This is a genomic window from Arthrobacter sp. S39 (assembly GCF_004320525.1).
Classification (GTDB): domain Bacteria; phylum Actinomycetota; class Actinomycetes; order Actinomycetales; family Micrococcaceae; genus Arthrobacter.
On sequence record NZ_SIHX01000006.1, the window covers coordinates 25,194 to 40,489 of the forward strand.

Genomic DNA, 15,296 nt, shown 5'->3' on the forward strand with positions numbered 1-15,296 from the left:
GGACGGATCTCATCGGACTCGCCCTAGCGAAAGCCTCCATCATGACCACCACCAAGACTCAACAAATCCAGACAAGCACGAAGCCCTTACGTCGACGGCGAACCGCCAGCCTTTCCGGGCAGCAGTTCGCAGGCCCGCTCTTCGCCAGCCCAGCACTCCTCGGGCTCGCCATCTTCCTCGTCGCACCTTTCGTGCTCGCACTGGTGCTGTCCTTCTACCGCGTGCAGCTCAACAGCCCGCGCCCGGCGCGATTCGTCGGGTTCGAGCAGTACGCCCGCCTGTTTACTGATCCCGACATGTCTGCAGCCTTCGGCCAGGCACTGCTGAACAACTTCACCTTCGCCCTCATTGTGGTACCTGTGCAGACCGTCCTTGCACTGGCCCTGGCCGTACTCGTCAACCGCAAGCTGCGTGGCATGGTGATCTTCCGGACCTTCATCTTCATGCCGTTGGTCTTCCCGCTGGCCCTGACAGCCGTCATCTGGCGGCTCATTTACTCCCGCGGAGACGAGGGCCTGCTGAACGCCATCCTGGGTCTGTTCAGCGGAGGAGCCTTGTCGAGCCACGACTGGCTCGGTGATCCCGCCACCGCCATGGGGTCCATCATTGTTATGTCGATCTGGCAAAGCGTCAGCTTCCAGATGATCATCGTCCTGGCCGCACTGCAGAGCGTGCCGACCGAACTCTACGAGGCGGCGTCGCTGGACCGGGCGAGCAAATGGGCTCAATTCCTCAATGTCACCGTCCCTGGCATCAGGAACACCCTGATCTTCGTTGCCCTCATCACCACGATCTTCTCCTTCCGGCTTTTCGACCAGGTGTACCTCCTGAGCCGATCCGGGAGCGTTGACCGCGGTTCGACCGAGACCGTGATGACCCAAATCATCAACACCGGCTTCGATAACAACAACGTCGGCCAGGCCGCCGCCATGACCGTCATCTTCATGCTGATCATCACCGTGATCGCAATCATCCAACGCGCTGCGGCGCGCCAACGAGGAGGCGTCTGATGACGATGTCCAGCACCGCCAAGCCAGGACAGCGGGGCGGAAGCATAAAACGCACCCGGCGCTGGCAAACCGCGCTCCACTACCTGATCCTGACCGCTGTCTCACTGTTTTTCTTCCTGCCTGTCTACTACCTCATCGTCGGAAGCTTCCGCCCATCAGCCGAGGTTCTCAGCGGGCTCAGCGGCTTCGTCCCCACCAACCTGTCCTTCGACAACTACTCCGGCGTCTTCGAGCATCTCAGTTCAGGCGCGACGGGATATTTTGGACAGTTCGCGGCCGTCTCCATCATTGTCACCACGGCTGTTGTTGCCGGCAGCCTGGTGGTGAACTCCATGGCCGCCTACTCCTTCGCGAGAATGCAATGGCGGGGTAAGAAGATCATCTTCCTGCTGGTGATTGTCCTGACGATCATCCCGTTCGAAGCAGTCGCCCTGCCTTTGTACTTCATGTTCTCCGGCCAGCGGGACACCATCCTTGTCCAGGCGATTCCCTTCATTGCCAACGCGTTCTCGATTTTCCTGTTCTATACCTTCTTCCTCGACGTTCCCGGCGAGATCGAGGAGGCGGCACGCCTGGACGGGGCGGGGCCATTCCGGACGTTCTTCCAGGTAGTGGTGCCAATCACCAAGCCGGCGTTTGCCACGGTTGCCATCCTCACGTTCCTGGCGCAGTGGGGATCGTACCTGTGGCCGGTCCTCATGGTCTCTGATCCCACCGTCCGGCCGCTCCCGCTGGCAATCAGCATCTTCCAAAACCAGCAGCCACCTGAGTGGGGCCAGGTGCTGGCGTTCGGGACGATGTTTATTGTCCCGGTCCTGGCGGTCTTCCTGATCTTCCAGCGCTGGTTCGTCGCCAGCATCAGCAGCTCCGCAGTCAAGGGCTGACACTTCCAACCGCTGTCCCGCCCCGGCGGACGGCCCAACAGAAAGGTATGTTCAATTGGTTTTCAGTCTCAAGGACTCATGGGTGTGGGACTTCTGGCTCGCCGACGATGGCTTCACCTTCCACATGTACTATCTCCATGCGCCCAAGTCCCTCGGCGATCCGGAACTCAGGCACCGGAACGCCCGGATCGGGCATGCCACCTCGCAGGATCTGAGCAACTGGGTCCCGCACGGCGTGGTCCTTCAGCCCGATGACCCGGATGCTTTTGATGCAACCTCCACCTGGACCGGAAGCGTACTCAAAGGCCCGGACGGCATCTGGCGGATGTTCTACACCGGCGCCCGTTTCTACGAATCGCACAACATCGAGGCCATTGGCGTCGCCACGTCCCCCGACCTCCACACCTGGACCAAGCACCCCGAGACCGTCATTGAAGCGGACGGGCGCTGGTACGAAAAATACGGCGATTCCACCTGGCCGGAAGAAGCCTGGCGGGACCCCTGGGTCTTGGCCGACCCGGCCGGCGACGGGTGGCACATGCTGATCACCGCCAGGTCAAAGGAGGGTGACGTCGATAACCGCGGCGTCATCGGACACGCCACGTCCCGCGACCTGGAAACCTGGGAGGTCAGGCCGCCACTAAGCCAGCCCGACGCCGGCTTCGGCCACCTTGAAGTCCTCCAAACCGCTGTTATGGACGACCGCACCGTCCTCCTGTTCTCCTGTGGTGTGGACACGCTCGCTGCCACCCGTCCAAAGGGATTCGGCGGCGGCGGGATCTGGAGCCTGGAAACGGACCAAGCCAGCGGACCCTACAACGTCGAATCAGCGGCCAATGTCACCACGGCGCAGCTCTACAGCGGGCGCCTTATCCGCAACCGGGCCGGCCAATGGGTGATGATGGCCTGCCATGACGCCAACAGTGATGGTTTCTTCGAAGGCGTCGTATCGGACCCAATTCCTGTCCGCTGGGACCCTGAACGTGGCGGCCTGACCCTGGTGGCACCGCCAACGAGCACCGCCAAAGCACGCTAGCCCACCACGGGCGTGACCGCACCAACGCACGAGGAGTTCAATGCCCAACAATAGCCAGGACGCGATCCTGCAACTGACCGCCGCCGGCGTCACTGTGCTGATCGACGCTACGGAAGGCCAGCTGCCCGCCATCGTCCACTGGGGGCCCGAGCTTCCGGTTTTGACCGCAGACCAGGCCGAGGCGCTGATTGCCGCCAACGTCCCCGTCACCGGATCCAACACTGTTGACCTGCCTCCCCGGCCCGGCCTGCTGCCCGGGCAACACAGCGGCTGGACAGGCCGGCCCGGGCTGCGGGGCTCCTTCGCCGGCACGGGATGGTCGCCCAACTTCAGCACCCGCTCCCTGACGCTCGACGGCACCGCCATCAAAGGATTCACCTCCTCCGGTGCCGGGCTTCTGAAGATAAGTGCCCTCGACGACGCCGGCCGGCTGCGCCTTGACCTGACAGTGGAACTGCTCCCGGGCGGCCTGCTGCGCAGCCGGGCGGAACTGACCAACCTGTGCGATGAGACTTACACCCTCGAGGATCTCTTTTTGTCCTACCCGATTCCCGCGGAGGCCACGGAGCTGCTGGACTTCGCTGGCAACCACAATTACGAACGGATACCGCAGCGGGGAACACTGCGCACCGGCACCCATCTGCGCGAGAACCGCAAGGGCCGGACCGCGGCCGACAGCGCCTACATCCTGCACGCAGGAACACCCGGATTCGGGTTTGGCCACGGCGAGGTCTGGGCCGTCCACACGGCCTGGAGCGGTAACCACCAGCACTTCGCCGAACGGGTCTTCTCCGGCGAGCAGTTGCTGGGCGGCGGGGAATTGCTGCTGCCCGGCGAAGTGCGGCTGGCCCGCGACGACAGCTACACGAGCCCCTGGATCTACGCCTCCTACGGGGCCGGCCTCGACGACGTCGCACGCCGCTTCCACGCCCATGTGCGCAGCCGCACGCCACAGGTCTCCGCCGAGCGGCCCGTAACCCTCAACGTCTGGGAGGCCGTCTATTTCGGGCACGAAGAGACCAAGCTCATCGACCTGGCCGAGCGGGCCGCCGCCCTCGGTATCGAACGGTACGTGCTCGACGACGGGTGGTTCGGTTCACGGCGCGACGACGCTTCCGGGCTGGGCGACTGGGTGGTGTCCCCTGACGTCTGGCCCGCCGGGCTCCACCCTCTCGTTGACCGCGTCCACGAGCTCGGAATGCAGTTCGGCCTGTGGTTCGAACCCGAGATGGTCAACCCCGACAGCGACGTCGCCCGCGCGCACCCGGAATGGATCATGGCCGCCCGCGCCGACTGGTCGGTGGAGTCGCGCAACCAGCAGGTCCTCAACCTCGGCATCCCCGAAGCCTACGAACACGTCAAAAAGCAGATCCTGGCCCTTCTGGCGGAGTACCGGATCGACTACATCAAGTGGGACCACAACCGCGACCTTATCGAGGCCGGCAACCAGCTCGACGGCGGACGCCCGGGCGTTCATGCGCAGACCCTGGCGTTTTACGCCCTGCTTGAGGAAATCCGGTCACAGCACCCGGGGCTGGAGATCGAATCGTGCTCATCAGGCGGTGCCCGGGTGGACCTGGGCGTCCTGGAACACACGGACAGGGTCTGGGTGTCCGACAACATCGACCCCCACGACCGGCAGGCGATGCTGCGCTGGACCACGCAGCTGCTGCCGCCGGAGTACATGGGCTCCCACATCGCATCAGGACGCTCCCACACCACCGGCCGCCAGCACGACCTGGCATTCCGGGCAGGAACCGCCATCTTCGGGCACCTCGGCGTCGAGTGGGATCTTGCCAAGGCTTCACCGGAAGAGATATCAGCCCTGCGGCGGTGGATCGACTTCTACAAGCAGGAACGCGGCCTCCTGCTCGGCGGCGACGTCGTCCGAATGGATGGCCCCGATCCGAACGTTCTGGTTCACGGTGTCGTCTCCACCGACCGTTCGCGGGCGATCTTCGCGGCCGCGGCTCTCGACAGCCTTTACCCGGATCCTGCGGGACGTCTGAAGCTTCGCGGACTCGACCCGGAAACAACCTATGTGGTGGAGCCAGTATTCCCCGGCACCACACCCTCCGGGCTTCTGCCGCCCAAGTGGTGGGGCCGGCCGACAGCCGCCGGCCAGGCGATTGAACCCGCCTCGCTGCGGCAAGCCACGCAGGATGATCTGGTCTTTCCCGGAACCAACTTCCTCGGCAGCGTCCTGACAAAGGTGGGTGTCGCATCCCCGAGGATCCACCCCGACCAGGTGGTGCTCTACCGCGTCACCCGGACCGGCTGACTCCATCGCCGAACAGCTCTCATCACGCATTCCTTGACAAAATTCCTGACTCGACTCATAATTGAGTGGAGTCAGGAATTGAGCAACATCACCAAGAGGGAGTCGGAACCATGAAAGCGTTCGTTGTCACGGAGTACAAAGGCCCGCTGCAGGCATCGGATGTCCCCGAGCCCGCGGTGGGGGAGCATGATGTGCTCGTGCAGGTGCAGGCCGCCGGTCTCAACGTGCTTGATGAGAAGATCCGGGCGGGAGAGTTTAAGCAGATCCTGCCGTACGAACTTCCCTTGATCCCCGGCAACGATGTCGCTGGAACGGTCATCCGTGTCGGATCGAAGGTGAGTGCGTTCAAGTCTGGCGATGAGGTCTATGGGCGTCCCAACCAGGACCGCATTGGCACGTTCGCCGAGCGAATCGCCGTCGCCGAGGCCGATCTGGCTCCCAAGCCGGCATCGATCAGCATGGAGGAGGCGGGCTCGCTGCCCCTGGTCGCATTGACGGCATGGCAGGCGCTCGTTGAGCGCGGCAATCTGCAGCCGGGACAGAAGGTCCTCATCCATGCCGGGGCCGGGGGAGTCGGCTCGATCGCCATCCAGCTCGCCAAGCACCTCGGTGCGACCGTCGCGACCACGGCAAGTGCCTCCAATCTGGACTTCGTGCGGGAGCTTGGCGCCGACACCGTCATCGACTACCGCAGCCAGGACTTCGAACAGTTCCTGAGCGGTTACGACCTGGTGCTGGACAGCCTTGGCGGCGAGAACCTCAAGAAGTCACTGCGTGTCCTCAGGCCCGGCGGCAAGGCCATCGGGATAGCCGGGCCTCCGGACCCGGCATTTGCCCGCGAAGCCGGCCTGAATCCAGTAGTGCGACTGGCCGTCACCGGCCTGAGCGCAGGCATCCGCCGCCAGGCCCGGAAGCTCGGCGTCAGCTATGAGTTCCTGTTCATGCGTGCCAGCGGCGACCAGTTGCGCCGGATCACCGCCCTCATCGACAACGGAGCGCTGCGCCCCATCGTCGGACGCGTCTTCCCCTTCGGCCAGACCGTCGAGGCCCTCCAGAGCCTGGAAAAGGGCGGTATCCGCGGCAAGGCCGTCATCAGCCACTTCACAGGAGAACCCTCATGAACACCCGAGACTCCTCAAGCCAACCCGACATCACGTCCTACGCCAAAGCCCCAGCCCGCGCCGTCAGCGCCGGGGGGCGTCAGCTACGCCTACCGCGAGCTCGGCCCCAAGGGTGGGATCCCCGTCATCTTCTTCGTCCACCTCGCTGCGACCCTGGATAACTGGGATCCGCGGATCATCGACCCCATCGCGAAGAACCATTACGTCATCACCTTCGACAACCAGGGTGTCGGTGCATCCACCGGCCAGGTGCCCGACAGCATCGAGGCGATGGCGGATGACGCCTACGCCTTCATCAAAGCGCACGGATTCGACAAGATTGATATCTTCTCCTTCTCCCTCGGCGGCATGGTTGCCCAAGCCCTGGTCCTCAAGCACCCCGGCCTCGTCCGCAAGCTCGTCCTCACCGGCACCGGCCCCAAGGGCGGCAAAGACATGGACAAGGTGGTCGGGACCACCTACTACGACATACTCCGCGCGACGCTGACCCGTTCCGACCCGAAGGAGTTCCTGTTCTTCAACCGCGACACCGCGGGCAAGCGCGCCGCGAAAGCATTCGTGAAGCGCCTCGAGGAGCGCACCGCCGACCGCGATGCCCCGATCAAGGTCAAGGCATTCCAGGCCCAGCTCAAAGCCATCAAGAAGTGGGGGCGCGGGACGCCGGCAGACCTGTCGACGATCACCCAGCCCACCCTCATCGCCAACGGGGACAACGACCGGATGGTGCCCTCGGTCCTGTCCGAGGATCTGCACCGCCGCATCAGCGGCTCTGAACTGATCATCTACCCCGGCTCCGGCCACGGAGGTATCTTTCAGTTCCACGACAAGTTCGCCCCGGTCGCGGCAGAGTTCCTGGCCCGCTGACCGGCACGCGAAATTCACTGAACGGACGATTCAATGCCCAGCACGATTCCGTACACCAGGAAGCCGTTCGCGTCATCAATCCTGCTGTGGATCCGCACCGACCAGCCCCGGCAGCAGGGGATGGACTACTGGAAGGGCCCGCACTCGGGGATCATCTCCGCGACACCGGGGTTCAACGAGTACCGCCAGATTCACCTCGCCGAAACCAATCCGGGGCTGTGGCCCGCCACCGCCGGCGTCGAGACCGCCATTCCCGCTGACCGGCGGATCGATGGGGTGGCCGAGGTAACTTTCGCCTCCGTGCTCTCCCCGTTGCGGGGACGGAAGCAGACCCGCCTCGCGTACCAGGACGAGATCAACGTGTTCCGCCGCACCCTGCTTTACGCCGGGCCGCCTTACTCGACGCGCTGGTACGACGTCGCGGGACCCGGTGAGAGGACCGGGGCCCGGGCCCTGATCTACCTCAGCAAACGGGAGGGTGTCGGCACCCGGGCGTTCCGGAAGTTCCTTGCCGACGAGCTCGTACCCGCGCTTGCCAACACGGGCGCGATGACAGAACTCCGAACCCAGGTCTTCATGCCCTGGAGCGAAAAGCTCTGGGACACCCCGAACGTCGCCCATGACAACCCACCAGAACAGCACTTCCACGCCTCGCTGATCCTCGGCTTCCCGGACCGGCCGGCACACGCGGCATTCTTCGAGAGCCCCGAGGTCCAGGGATTGTCCAGCCACTTGGCGTCCTTCGCATCCGCAGTCCACGGCTACGACGTGTCCTCGGCCCTGACGTACGTCAAGGACGGACGCATCCTTCCGCACTACGAGGAGTAGGCGGGATCTGCGAAATGCCGGGGGCATACGCCCGTTCGTTCAATCGGGGATTGGCAGCGCCGCAGTCATGCGGTTGCGTCATGACCGCGGCGCCACAGGTTTTAGCCGTTCCTGGCAGTCAGCTGCGGGTATACGGCCTCGATGGGGGCGCTGAGTCCGGCCTTGAGCTGTACGGACGTATCGTCGGCGAGAACCTCGTACTCGCCGGCTTCCACGGCATCCAGTACGGTACTCACCAGATCGGCCGGGTCCGTCTTGGGCTCGGTGGTGTGCGCAGCCATCGCAGTGTCAACCCAGCCGACGTGCACGCCCACAACGTGGACGCCTGCGGGGGCGAGTTCCAGGCGCAGCGAGTTGGTGGCTGACCAGAGGGCGGCCTTGGTGGCGCTGTAGATGCCGCCGACGGCGTACCAGCTCATGGCGGAGTGGATGTCGATGATCACCGATTCATCCCGCGCCGACAGGATCGGTGCGAAGGCGCGGGCGAGGAACAGCGGGCCGAGGAAGTTGGTCTCCACGTTGGTCCGGATTTCCTCATCCGTGTGGGTGAGGATCCCGGGGCTGGCCACGGAGGCTCCGGCGTTGTTGATCAACACGGTGACGTCTCCGGCAGCCTCGACCGCTGCCTCGATGGAGGCGGGGTCGGTGACGTCGAGGGTGAGCGGGACGATGCGCTCGTCGTCCCAGGTGCGCGGAGTCCGGGCAGTTGCGTAAACCTTGCTTGCGCCGCGGGCAAGGGCGTCGCGAACGAACTCCGTCCCGATGCCGCCGTTCGCACCGGTGACGAGGACGATTGATCCTTTGAGTGAGGGCATGGTGTGCTTCCTTTGTTGTAATGAAGCCGTGTTCAGAGGCCATGCGAAGATGGGAGCAGTATCTGAGCAGCAGCATTAGTGACTGTGTTCATAACTGAGTGTAATCAGAGTTTATTCCCGGAAAGGTGGCCATGTCGCTCGCATCCAAGTCCGTCGGCCGGCGCGAACGCAATAAGCAGGAGAAGCTTGACCGCATCACCGCGGCCGCCAGGGAACTCTTCTCAGTGCACGGCGTCGATGAAGTCACCACGCAGCAGATCGCCGATAAAGCCGATATCGGCACCGGCACCCTGTTCCTTTACGCCAAGACCAAGGGCGAACTGCTCCTTCTCGTTCAGAACTCCAGTTACGTCGACGCGCTTGAACGGGGCCGGGCGGCAGCCGGGACGACACCGGATGTGCTGGATGCCGTGATGGCCATTGTGCGGCCCGTCGTGGAATGCAACCGCACCCAGATTGATAACGGGCGGACCTACCTGCGGGAAATGCTCTTCGGGGATCCCGAAGAGCCCCACCACCGGGACGCGCTTGCCCTGTCGGCGGAAACGGAAGAAGCCATTGTCGCGATCCTGCAGCGCGATAAGAACGTCACTGAAGCCGAGGCCACGGCTCAGGCGCACATCATCTCCGCCATTATGTTTGTCAGCATGGCAGCCACCGTCAACATCGGCAGCACGGTCGAAGACCTGCTGCAGGGCATCAGGAGCCAGGCCGAGGTGCTCCTGGACCCGAAGAAAAGTGCTGCGGGTCGATAGGCAGGGTTAGCCCTTCGACAATCGAACTTTCTGGGGCTGGTAGCCGGCCGACAGGGACTGCGTGGGGGCCTGTTCCGTGGGCAGCCGGCCAGGCGTGTGGCCGGGCATCCGCGCGGCCGCTACGCCGGAAGGCAGCTGGCTGCCCTGGGCCCGGGCGCCGAGGAGGCGGGATTCATAGTTGCTGTGGACGAGGGCTCTGCTTTTCATGACTGGCGCGTTTTCTCTTGAGGGGATTCAACGGGGATGGTGCAAGAGGCGCGGACGGCGAAATGCGTCCGTGTCAGAAAGGTCCGGACTGGACCAGGTTCGCTGGCCGCTCTCCGCTGGCCAGCGCCTTGAGCTGGCTGGCAAGGAGCTTGACGATCCGCGGCTCGAAGGCGGAGGCGTTGCCGCCGATGTGCGGAGTGATCAGTGCGTTCGGGGATGACCACAGCGGATGGTCCGCCGGGAGCGGTTCTGGATCGACGACGTCGAGCGCGCAGTGGAGCCGGCCGGACAGGACCTCAGTGGTCAGGGCTGCCGTGTCCACCACCGGCCCGCGGCCGACGTTGACCACCAAGGCACCGTCCGGCAGGGCAGCAAGGACGGTGGCGTCCACCAGCCGGTGCGTGTGTTCGTTCAGCGGAGTAACCGCAACCAGGATGTCGTGGGTCTCGGCCAGGGCGGCCAGCTCGGAGGAGGCGTGGATCCGTCCGGCGCTGTCCTCGCGTGCGCTGCTGCCAACCCGGGTGATCTCCACTTCGAAGGGCTCGAGGCGCTTCGCAATTTCATGCCCGATGCCGCCGACGCCCACCAGCAGGACCCGCCGGTCCGCCAGCGAGGAACGGCGCTGCGGCTGCCAGTTGCCGGTCTGCTGGTCGCGGACGGCCTGGTCGATGCCGCGGAGTTTGGCGATGATCAGGCCGATGGCCAGTTCGGCGGTGGCCGCCGCGTGGACGCCCGAGGCGCTCGCCACCGCGGCCGAGGGCCCTGCCGCCTCCGGGACGCCGTCGAAGCCCGTGGACTGCGTCTGGACGAACTTCAGGTTCGGGGCCTTCGACAGGGAGCCGAGGACGGCAGACGCATCAATGTACGGCAGGATGACGGCGTCGATGGCGTCCAGTGCGATGCCCTCCGGCTCGGAGCGGAGATCCCAGACCGAGGCTTCAATGCCGTCGGGGAGCGGCTGCACCCTGGCGAGGAGGTCCCGGTCGGGGAAGGTGACTGTCCGGACTGTCTGCATCGGTAACCCTGTTCGGTAGTAATGGCCCTCAGTTGTATGTCGGGAGTCCGGCCTCTTCGGAAAAACCGTTGACGACCCAACATCAATCTGAGAAACTTTTCTCATGTGTGACAATCATCGCACTTCAGAAGGCGTCAGGCAAGAGCTTCGTGGAGGCAATTCAAGTGAATAGCAACAGGTTTCCGCCCATGGTCATCATGGGCGTGTCAGGTTCTGGAAAATCGACCGTGGGAGAGCTGCTGGGACACCGGCTGGGGGTCCCGTTTATCGACGGCGATGACCTGCATCCCGCCGCGAACAAGGAGAAGATGCGGACCGGGATTCCGCTGGACGACGACGACCGCCGCCCCTGGCTGCATGAAATCGGACGCACGCTGCAGTCGCACCAGCAGGACGGACACGGCGTCATCGTCGCCTGCTCCGCCCTGAAGCGCCGCTACCGCGACCTCCTCAGGGAGCATGCCCCGGAGGTGGTGTTCCTCCATCTCCAAGGTTCGGCGGACACCCTCGCCGCCCGGATGGCGGCCCGGAACCACGAGTTTATGCCGGCAACCCTGCTGGCCTCCCAGCTGGAGGCCCTGGAACCGCTCGGTGCGGATGAGCGCCAGGTGCTGCTGGACGTCCGGCAGTCACCCGCCGAGCTGGCGGACCAGGCTGCCGCGGCGCTGGAAGGTTTGGCTGTGGAAAGCACGACGCCGGCGGGAGACTAGGCGGGGCCGCCGGTGGTTGAGCTTGTCGAAACCCTGGTTTCGACAAGCTCAACCACCGGGATGTTTGCAGGCTCAACCACCGGGATGTTTGCAGGCTCAACCACCGGGATGTTTGCAGGCTCAACCACGGGGCGCTTAGACGACGGCGGCCCGGCGTTCCCCGATGTCGAAGCCCGGGCCGCCCGGCACGGAGTCGATCAGCTTGCGGGTATACGGATGCTTGGGGTGGCCGTAGACGGAGTCCACGTCGCCGATTTCCACCACCTCGCCGTGGAAGAGCACCATGATCTCGTCGCTGACATGGTGCACCACGTCCAGGTCGTGGGATATGAAGGCCATGGTCAGGTCCAGTTCGGTGCGCAGCCGGCTGATGAGGTTCAGGATTTCCGCCTGCACGGACAGGTCCAGTGCGGAGGTGATCTCGTCGGCGATGATCAGTTTGGGCCCCACTGCCAGTGCCCGCGCGATGGCGATGCGCTGCCGCTGCCCGCCCGAGAACTCGTGCGGGTACCGCTCGGCCACGTCGGCGTCCAGACGGATGGTGGAGAGCCAGTACGAGATCTTCTCGCGGTGCGCGCGCGGATTGGACTTCACGGGATCGATCGCCTCGGCCAGTGTCTGCCCGATGGTGCGGCGCGGGTTCAGCGACGAGTACGGGTCCTGCGGGATCATCTGGACTTCCCGGCGCATGGCACGGCGCTGGCCCGACGTCATGCGGGACACGTCCGCGCCGTTGACCCAGATGCTGCCGGCGCTGACCGGGTTCAGGCCAACGATGGCCTTGGCCAGGGTTGACTTGCCCGAGCCGGATTCGCCGACGATGCCCAGGGTCTTGCCGCGTTCGATGGTGGCTGAGACGCCCTTGAGGACCTTGGCCGCTGCGTGCCCGGACCCGAACGTGACTTCCAGGTCGCGGACTTCCAGTACCGGGGCGGCGGACGTTGCGGTGCTTGTCATGGCTGGAGCCTCTCTGTTTCCGGCTGAACCGGTCCGGGCGCGTCATCGGAGATTTCGTCGAAAGTGAAGTCCTCTGCCCGGACGGCGACGAGTTCCGTCTTGCGTTCGGCGATGCTCGGTGTCGCTGCCAGCAGCGCCTTCGTGTAAGGGTGCTTGACGTCGCCGGCAGCCAGCTGGGCGCCGGTGAGCCGTTCGAGGATTTTCCCGCCGTTCATCACGATCACCTTGTCGCACAGGGCCTGCACCACACCGATGTCGTGGGAGATGAACAGCATGGCGGTGCCCATTTCACGGTTGATGGTGCGGAACTGGCGCAGGACATCCGCCTGGACCGTGACGTCCAGCGCCGTGGTGGGCTCGTCGGCGATGATCAGCCGTGGGTCCGTCACCAGGGTGGAGGCAATCATGGCCCGCTGGAGCATGCCGCCGGAGAGCTCGTGCGGGTGCTGCTTCATCCGCAGTTCCGGCTGCGTGATCCGGATGTCCGCCAGCGCTTTGACCATCCTGTTGAAAGCGGTCTTCCCGGACTGCTTCAGATGGATCCGGCTGACCTCCGTCAGCTGGGACCCGATCCGCAGGGCCGGGTTGAAGCTGGTTCCCGGATCCTGGTAGACCAGCCCGATGGACGTGGCCAGCGTGCGCGGATCGTTCCTCTTGAGCAGGTCCAGTTCGCCGAGGCGCATCGAGTGTGCCCTGACGGTCAGTTCCTCCGGAAGCAGGCCTGCGATGGACATGGCCGTGAGGGACTTTCCGGAACCGGATTCACCCACGAGCCCCACCACTTCGCCCGCGTGGATACTCAGGGACACACCCTTGACCAGGGGCACGCCGTTGGGGGTGAGGACGGTGAGGTTGTCCACCTCCACCAGCGCTTCCCGGTCGGCCCGCATGGAGGCCGGGAGCTCAGAGGCAGCCTTGACGCTGCCGAACTTCCGTCCGCCGCGGGGGTCCGTGGCGGCGGCAAGGCCGTCGCCGATGAGCATGGCGCTCAACCCCGCGATGGTGATCATGATCGAGGGCATCACAGCCTGCAGCGGTTGGGAGTAGATGTTCACGAGGGCCTCGTTGAGCAGGCGCCCGAAGTCGTACTCCGGGTTCTGGACGCCGAGTCCGATGAACGACAGGCTGGACAGCTCGATGAGGGTGGTGGCAAATACCGTGGCGGTCAGCACAAGCAGCGGTTCTGCCATGTTCGGCAGCAGGTGCCGCGTGATGATGCGTGGGCCCGGGACGCCCAGCAGGCGTGCCGTTGACACGTAATTGCGCTGTGAGATCGAGGCAGCCATGTTGGCCGTCAGGCGGGCGAACGCCGGAATGCTGGCGATGGCGATTGCCAGGACGGCAGACCAGGCTCCCTGGCCGAGGATTGCGGCAATGAGCAGCGCGAAAATGAGGCTTGGATACGCGACGGCGGCATCGATGACGCGGAGGACGGCGTTGCGGATCTTTGCCGGGGCCAGCCAGATGAACGTGCCGATCAGGACACCGCCCACCACCGAGATCACCGTTGTGGCTGCCGTCATCACCAGGGTGAGCCGGGTGGCCACGAGGGACCGGGCGAGTACGTCGCGGCCGAAGTCGTCAGTTCCCAGCCAGTGCGCGGAGCTGGGCCCTTGGGAAGCGTTGGCGGTGAGCTTTTCGGCGGCTTCGGTGAGGAACAGGGGTGCGAGCAGGCCGATGAGGATCATGACGGTCATCAGGGCGATGCCGATGATCAGGCCGGTGGTCCAGCGGAAATGGCGCTTGGTGCGGGTCTTTTCAGCCATCGGACTTTCCTCCTCCGAGGGTGCGCGGATCGATGATTCCGAGGATGACGTCCACCAGCAGGTTGAGGATGATGGCGAGGAAGCCCAGGACCAGGATGATGCCCTGGATGACGGGGTAGTCCTTGTTGATGATGGCCGTGACGATCTCCTTGCCGAGTCCGGGCCAGTTGAAGACGTTTTCGATGATGATCGCGCCGCCGAGCATGCCGGCGAGGATCAGCCCGGCGAGGGTCAGGGTGGTGGTCATCAGGTTGGGCAGGGCATGGCGGGCGTAGAGCCGCAGTGGCGGCAGGCGCCAGCCGCGGGCGGTCCGCAGGTAGTCCTGCTCGAGGACCGTCGAGGTTTCCCGCCGGACCACCCGGGCGATTGAGCAGATGGGCGCAATCGAGAGGCCGACGACGGGAAGGATCAGGGACGTGAGGGTTGCCGCGCCGGCGGCCGGGAGGACCTTGAGGACGATGGCGAAAACTACCACCAGCATCGTGGCAATGACGTACTGCGGCACAGCCTGGAAGAACCCGGTGAGCATGCCGAAGGACACATCGAGCCACTTACGGCGTCCGCCGCGGGTGAGGATGCCCACCACCATCCCGGCCGGAATCGAAAGGAGCAGGGTCACGATGATGCCCAGCAGGGCGAGTTCTGCCGTGAAGGGCAGCTTCGTGGCGATGATCGAGGATACCGACGTGCTGTACGCGAAGGATTCGCCGAGGTTGCCCGTGAACAGGTTCCCCACGTACTGGATGAACTGCAGGTGCAGGGGCTGGTTCAGCCCCAGGCTTTCCCGGATGGCCTCGATCTGCTCGGTGGTGGCGTCGGCACCGGCGACTGCCACTGCCGGGTCGCCGGGGATGAGCGGGACCATGAAGAAGGTAACCACCACAAGGAGGATTACGGACAGCAGCACTCCGCCGGCGCGGCGCAGGCCGTAGCTGGCCCAGGGGGAGAGGTTGCGGAGCCCGCCCCGGGGGCTCTTCGGAGCCCCCGGGGGGTTGCTGAACAGGGCACTTTCCCTGTTCAGCATGGTCGGTTCAGTCATGGTCCTTG

Annotated in this window: 15 protein-coding genes and 1 pseudogene; 9 read left to right on the plus strand and 7 right to left on the minus strand. The window is 64.7% G+C overall.

Annotated features, from left to right (window positions below; translation table 11 throughout):
* Nucleotides 1-41: 41 nt before the first annotated feature.
* From EYS21_RS13180 to EYS21_RS13210, 7 genes and pseudogenes are all read left to right on the plus strand, one after another.
* Nucleotides 42-1,010, plus strand: coding sequence for a sugar ABC transporter permease (locus EYS21_RS13180; RefSeq protein ID WP_131133669.1), 969 nt, complete (start codon nt 42-44; stop codon nt 1,008-1,010).
* Nucleotides 1,010-1,894 carry a carbohydrate ABC transporter permease gene (locus EYS21_RS13185; RefSeq protein WP_131133670.1) on the plus strand — a complete coding sequence of 295 codons (885 nt, stop codon included), beginning with the start codon at nt 1,010-1,012 and terminating at the stop codon, nt 1,892-1,894. Before EYS21_RS13180 ends, EYS21_RS13185 begins: the two co-directional genes overlap by 1 nt.
* 55 nt (nt 1,895-1,949) lie before the next feature.
* The gene (locus tag EYS21_RS13190) at nt 1,950-2,930 is read left to right on the plus strand and encodes a glycoside hydrolase family 68 protein (RefSeq protein WP_207307765.1); all 981 of its coding nucleotides are present in this window, start codon (nt 1,950-1,952) and stop codon (nt 2,928-2,930) included.
* A 40-nt stretch (nt 2,931-2,970) separates the two neighbouring features.
* On the plus strand, nt 2,971-5,211 hold the full coding sequence (locus tag EYS21_RS13195) for an alpha-galactosidase (protein WP_131133671.1): 2,241 nt from the start codon (nt 2,971-2,973) through the stop codon (nt 5,209-5,211).
* A 110-nt stretch (nt 5,212-5,321) separates the two neighbouring features.
* The gene (locus EYS21_RS13200) at nt 5,322-6,332 is read left to right on the plus strand and encodes an NADP-dependent oxidoreductase (protein ID WP_131133672.1); all 1,011 of its coding nucleotides are present in this window, start codon (nt 5,322-5,324) and stop codon (nt 6,330-6,332) included.
* A pseudogene (locus EYS21_RS13205) lies at nt 6,329-7,196 on the plus strand (alpha/beta hydrolase). The gene EYS21_RS13200 and the pseudogene EYS21_RS13205 overlap by 4 nt, the downstream one beginning before the upstream one ends.
* 33 nt (nt 7,197-7,229) lie before the next feature.
* Nucleotides 7,230-8,024, plus strand: a complete 795-nt coding sequence (locus tag EYS21_RS13210) for a strictosidine synthase (RefSeq protein ID WP_131133673.1) — start codon at nt 7,230-7,232, stop codon at nt 8,022-8,024.
* A gap of 101 nt (nt 8,025-8,125) precedes the next feature.
* Here EYS21_RS13210 and EYS21_RS13215 read toward each other — a convergent pair whose 3' ends face one another.
* A complete protein-coding gene (locus tag EYS21_RS13215) occupies nt 8,126-8,839 on the minus strand; it encodes an SDR family oxidoreductase (protein WP_131133674.1) in 714 nt (237 codons plus the stop codon).
* Nucleotides 8,840-8,970: 131 nt separating this feature from the next.
* Here EYS21_RS13215 and EYS21_RS13220 point away from each other — a divergent pair, with 131 nt between their 5' ends.
* The gene (locus EYS21_RS13220; RefSeq protein WP_131133675.1) at nt 8,971-9,594 is read left to right on the plus strand and encodes a TetR/AcrR family transcriptional regulator; all 624 of its coding nucleotides are present in this window, start codon (nt 8,971-8,973) and stop codon (nt 9,592-9,594) included.
* 6 nt (nt 9,595-9,600) lie between these two features.
* Here the strand turns inward: EYS21_RS13220 and EYS21_RS13225 are convergent, their stop codons facing one another.
* Entirely contained in the window at nt 9,601-9,801 is a 201-nt protein-coding gene (locus EYS21_RS13225; RefSeq protein ID WP_131133676.1) for a hypothetical protein, read from the minus strand.
* 73 nt (nt 9,802-9,874) lie between these two features.
* A complete protein-coding gene (locus EYS21_RS13230) occupies nt 9,875-10,816 on the minus strand; it encodes a 2-hydroxyacid dehydrogenase (RefSeq protein WP_131133677.1) in 942 nt (313 codons plus the stop codon).
* A gap of 107 nt (nt 10,817-10,923) precedes the next feature.
* Between EYS21_RS13230 and EYS21_RS13235 the strand changes: the two genes are divergently transcribed.
* On the plus strand, nt 10,924-11,526 hold the full coding sequence (locus EYS21_RS13235) for a gluconokinase (RefSeq protein WP_347559563.1): 603 nt from the start codon (nt 10,924-10,926) through the stop codon (nt 11,524-11,526).
* Here EYS21_RS13235 and EYS21_RS23920 read toward each other — a convergent pair.
* From EYS21_RS23920 to EYS21_RS13250, 4 genes are read right to left on the minus strand one after another with little or no spacing between them, the layout of a single operon-like run.
* Nucleotides 11,523-11,654 (minus strand): hypothetical protein, encoded by a 132-nt coding sequence (locus EYS21_RS23920; protein WP_278184736.1) that lies wholly within the window; start codon nt 11,652-11,654, stop codon nt 11,523-11,525. The genes EYS21_RS13235 and EYS21_RS23920 overlap by 4 nt on opposite strands.
* 7 nt (nt 11,655-11,661) lie before the next feature.
* Nucleotides 11,662-12,483 (minus strand): ABC transporter ATP-binding protein, encoded by an 822-nt coding sequence (locus EYS21_RS13240; RefSeq protein ID WP_131133678.1) that lies wholly within the window; start codon nt 12,481-12,483, stop codon nt 11,662-11,664.
* The gene (locus EYS21_RS13245) at nt 12,480-14,249 is read right to left on the minus strand and encodes a dipeptide/oligopeptide/nickel ABC transporter permease/ATP-binding protein (protein WP_131133679.1); all 1,770 of its coding nucleotides are present in this window, start codon (nt 14,247-14,249) and stop codon (nt 12,480-12,482) included. Before EYS21_RS13245 ends, EYS21_RS13240 begins: the two co-directional genes overlap by 4 nt.
* Nucleotides 14,242-15,288, minus strand: a complete 1,047-nt coding sequence (locus EYS21_RS13250) for an ABC transporter permease (RefSeq protein ID WP_242633419.1) — start codon at nt 15,286-15,288, stop codon at nt 14,242-14,244. The genes EYS21_RS13245 and EYS21_RS13250 overlap by 8 nt, the downstream gene beginning before the upstream one ends.
* Nucleotides 15,289-15,296: the final 8 nt, after the last annotated feature.

What these genes read in the sequence shown, in the direction of transcription:
- EYS21_RS13225 (WP_131133676.1), bottom strand. Translation starts at nt 9,801, where the DNA reads ATGAAAAGCAGAGCCCTCGTCCACAGCAACTATGAATCCCGCCTCCTC.
- EYS21_RS13220 (WP_131133675.1), top strand. Translation starts at nt 8,971, where the DNA reads ATGTCGCTCGCATCCAAGTCCGTCGGCCGGCGCGAACGCAATAAGCAG.
- EYS21_RS13230 (WP_131133677.1), bottom strand. Translation starts at nt 10,816, where the DNA reads ATGCAGACAGTCCGGACAGTCACCTTCCCCGACCGGGACCTCCTCGCC.
- EYS21_RS13240 (WP_131133678.1), bottom strand. Translation starts at nt 12,483, where the DNA reads ATGACAAGCACCGCAACGTCCGCCGCCCCGGTACTGGAAGTCCGCGAC.
- EYS21_RS13195 (WP_131133671.1), top strand. Translation starts at nt 2,971, where the DNA reads ATGCCCAACAATAGCCAGGACGCGATCCTGCAACTGACCGCCGCCGGC.
- EYS21_RS13210 (WP_131133673.1), top strand. Translation starts at nt 7,230, where the DNA reads ATGCCCAGCACGATTCCGTACACCAGGAAGCCGTTCGCGTCATCAATC.
- EYS21_RS13180 (WP_131133669.1), top strand. Translation starts at nt 42, where the DNA reads ATGACCACCACCAAGACTCAACAAATCCAGACAAGCACGAAGCCCTTA.
- EYS21_RS13245 (WP_131133679.1), bottom strand. Translation starts at nt 14,249, where the DNA reads ATGGCTGAAAAGACCCGCACCAAGCGCCATTTCCGCTGGACCACCGGC.
- EYS21_RS13185 (WP_131133670.1), top strand. Translation starts at nt 1,010, where the DNA reads ATGACGATGTCCAGCACCGCCAAGCCAGGACAGCGGGGCGGAAGCATA.
- EYS21_RS13200 (WP_131133672.1), top strand. Translation starts at nt 5,322, where the DNA reads ATGAAAGCGTTCGTTGTCACGGAGTACAAAGGCCCGCTGCAGGCATCG.
- EYS21_RS13250 (WP_242633419.1), bottom strand. Translation starts at nt 15,288, where the DNA reads ATGACTGAACCGACCATGCTGAACAGGGAAAGTGCCCTGTTCAGCAAC.
- EYS21_RS13215 (WP_131133674.1), bottom strand. Translation starts at nt 8,839, where the DNA reads ATGCCCTCACTCAAAGGATCAATCGTCCTCGTCACCGGTGCGAACGGC.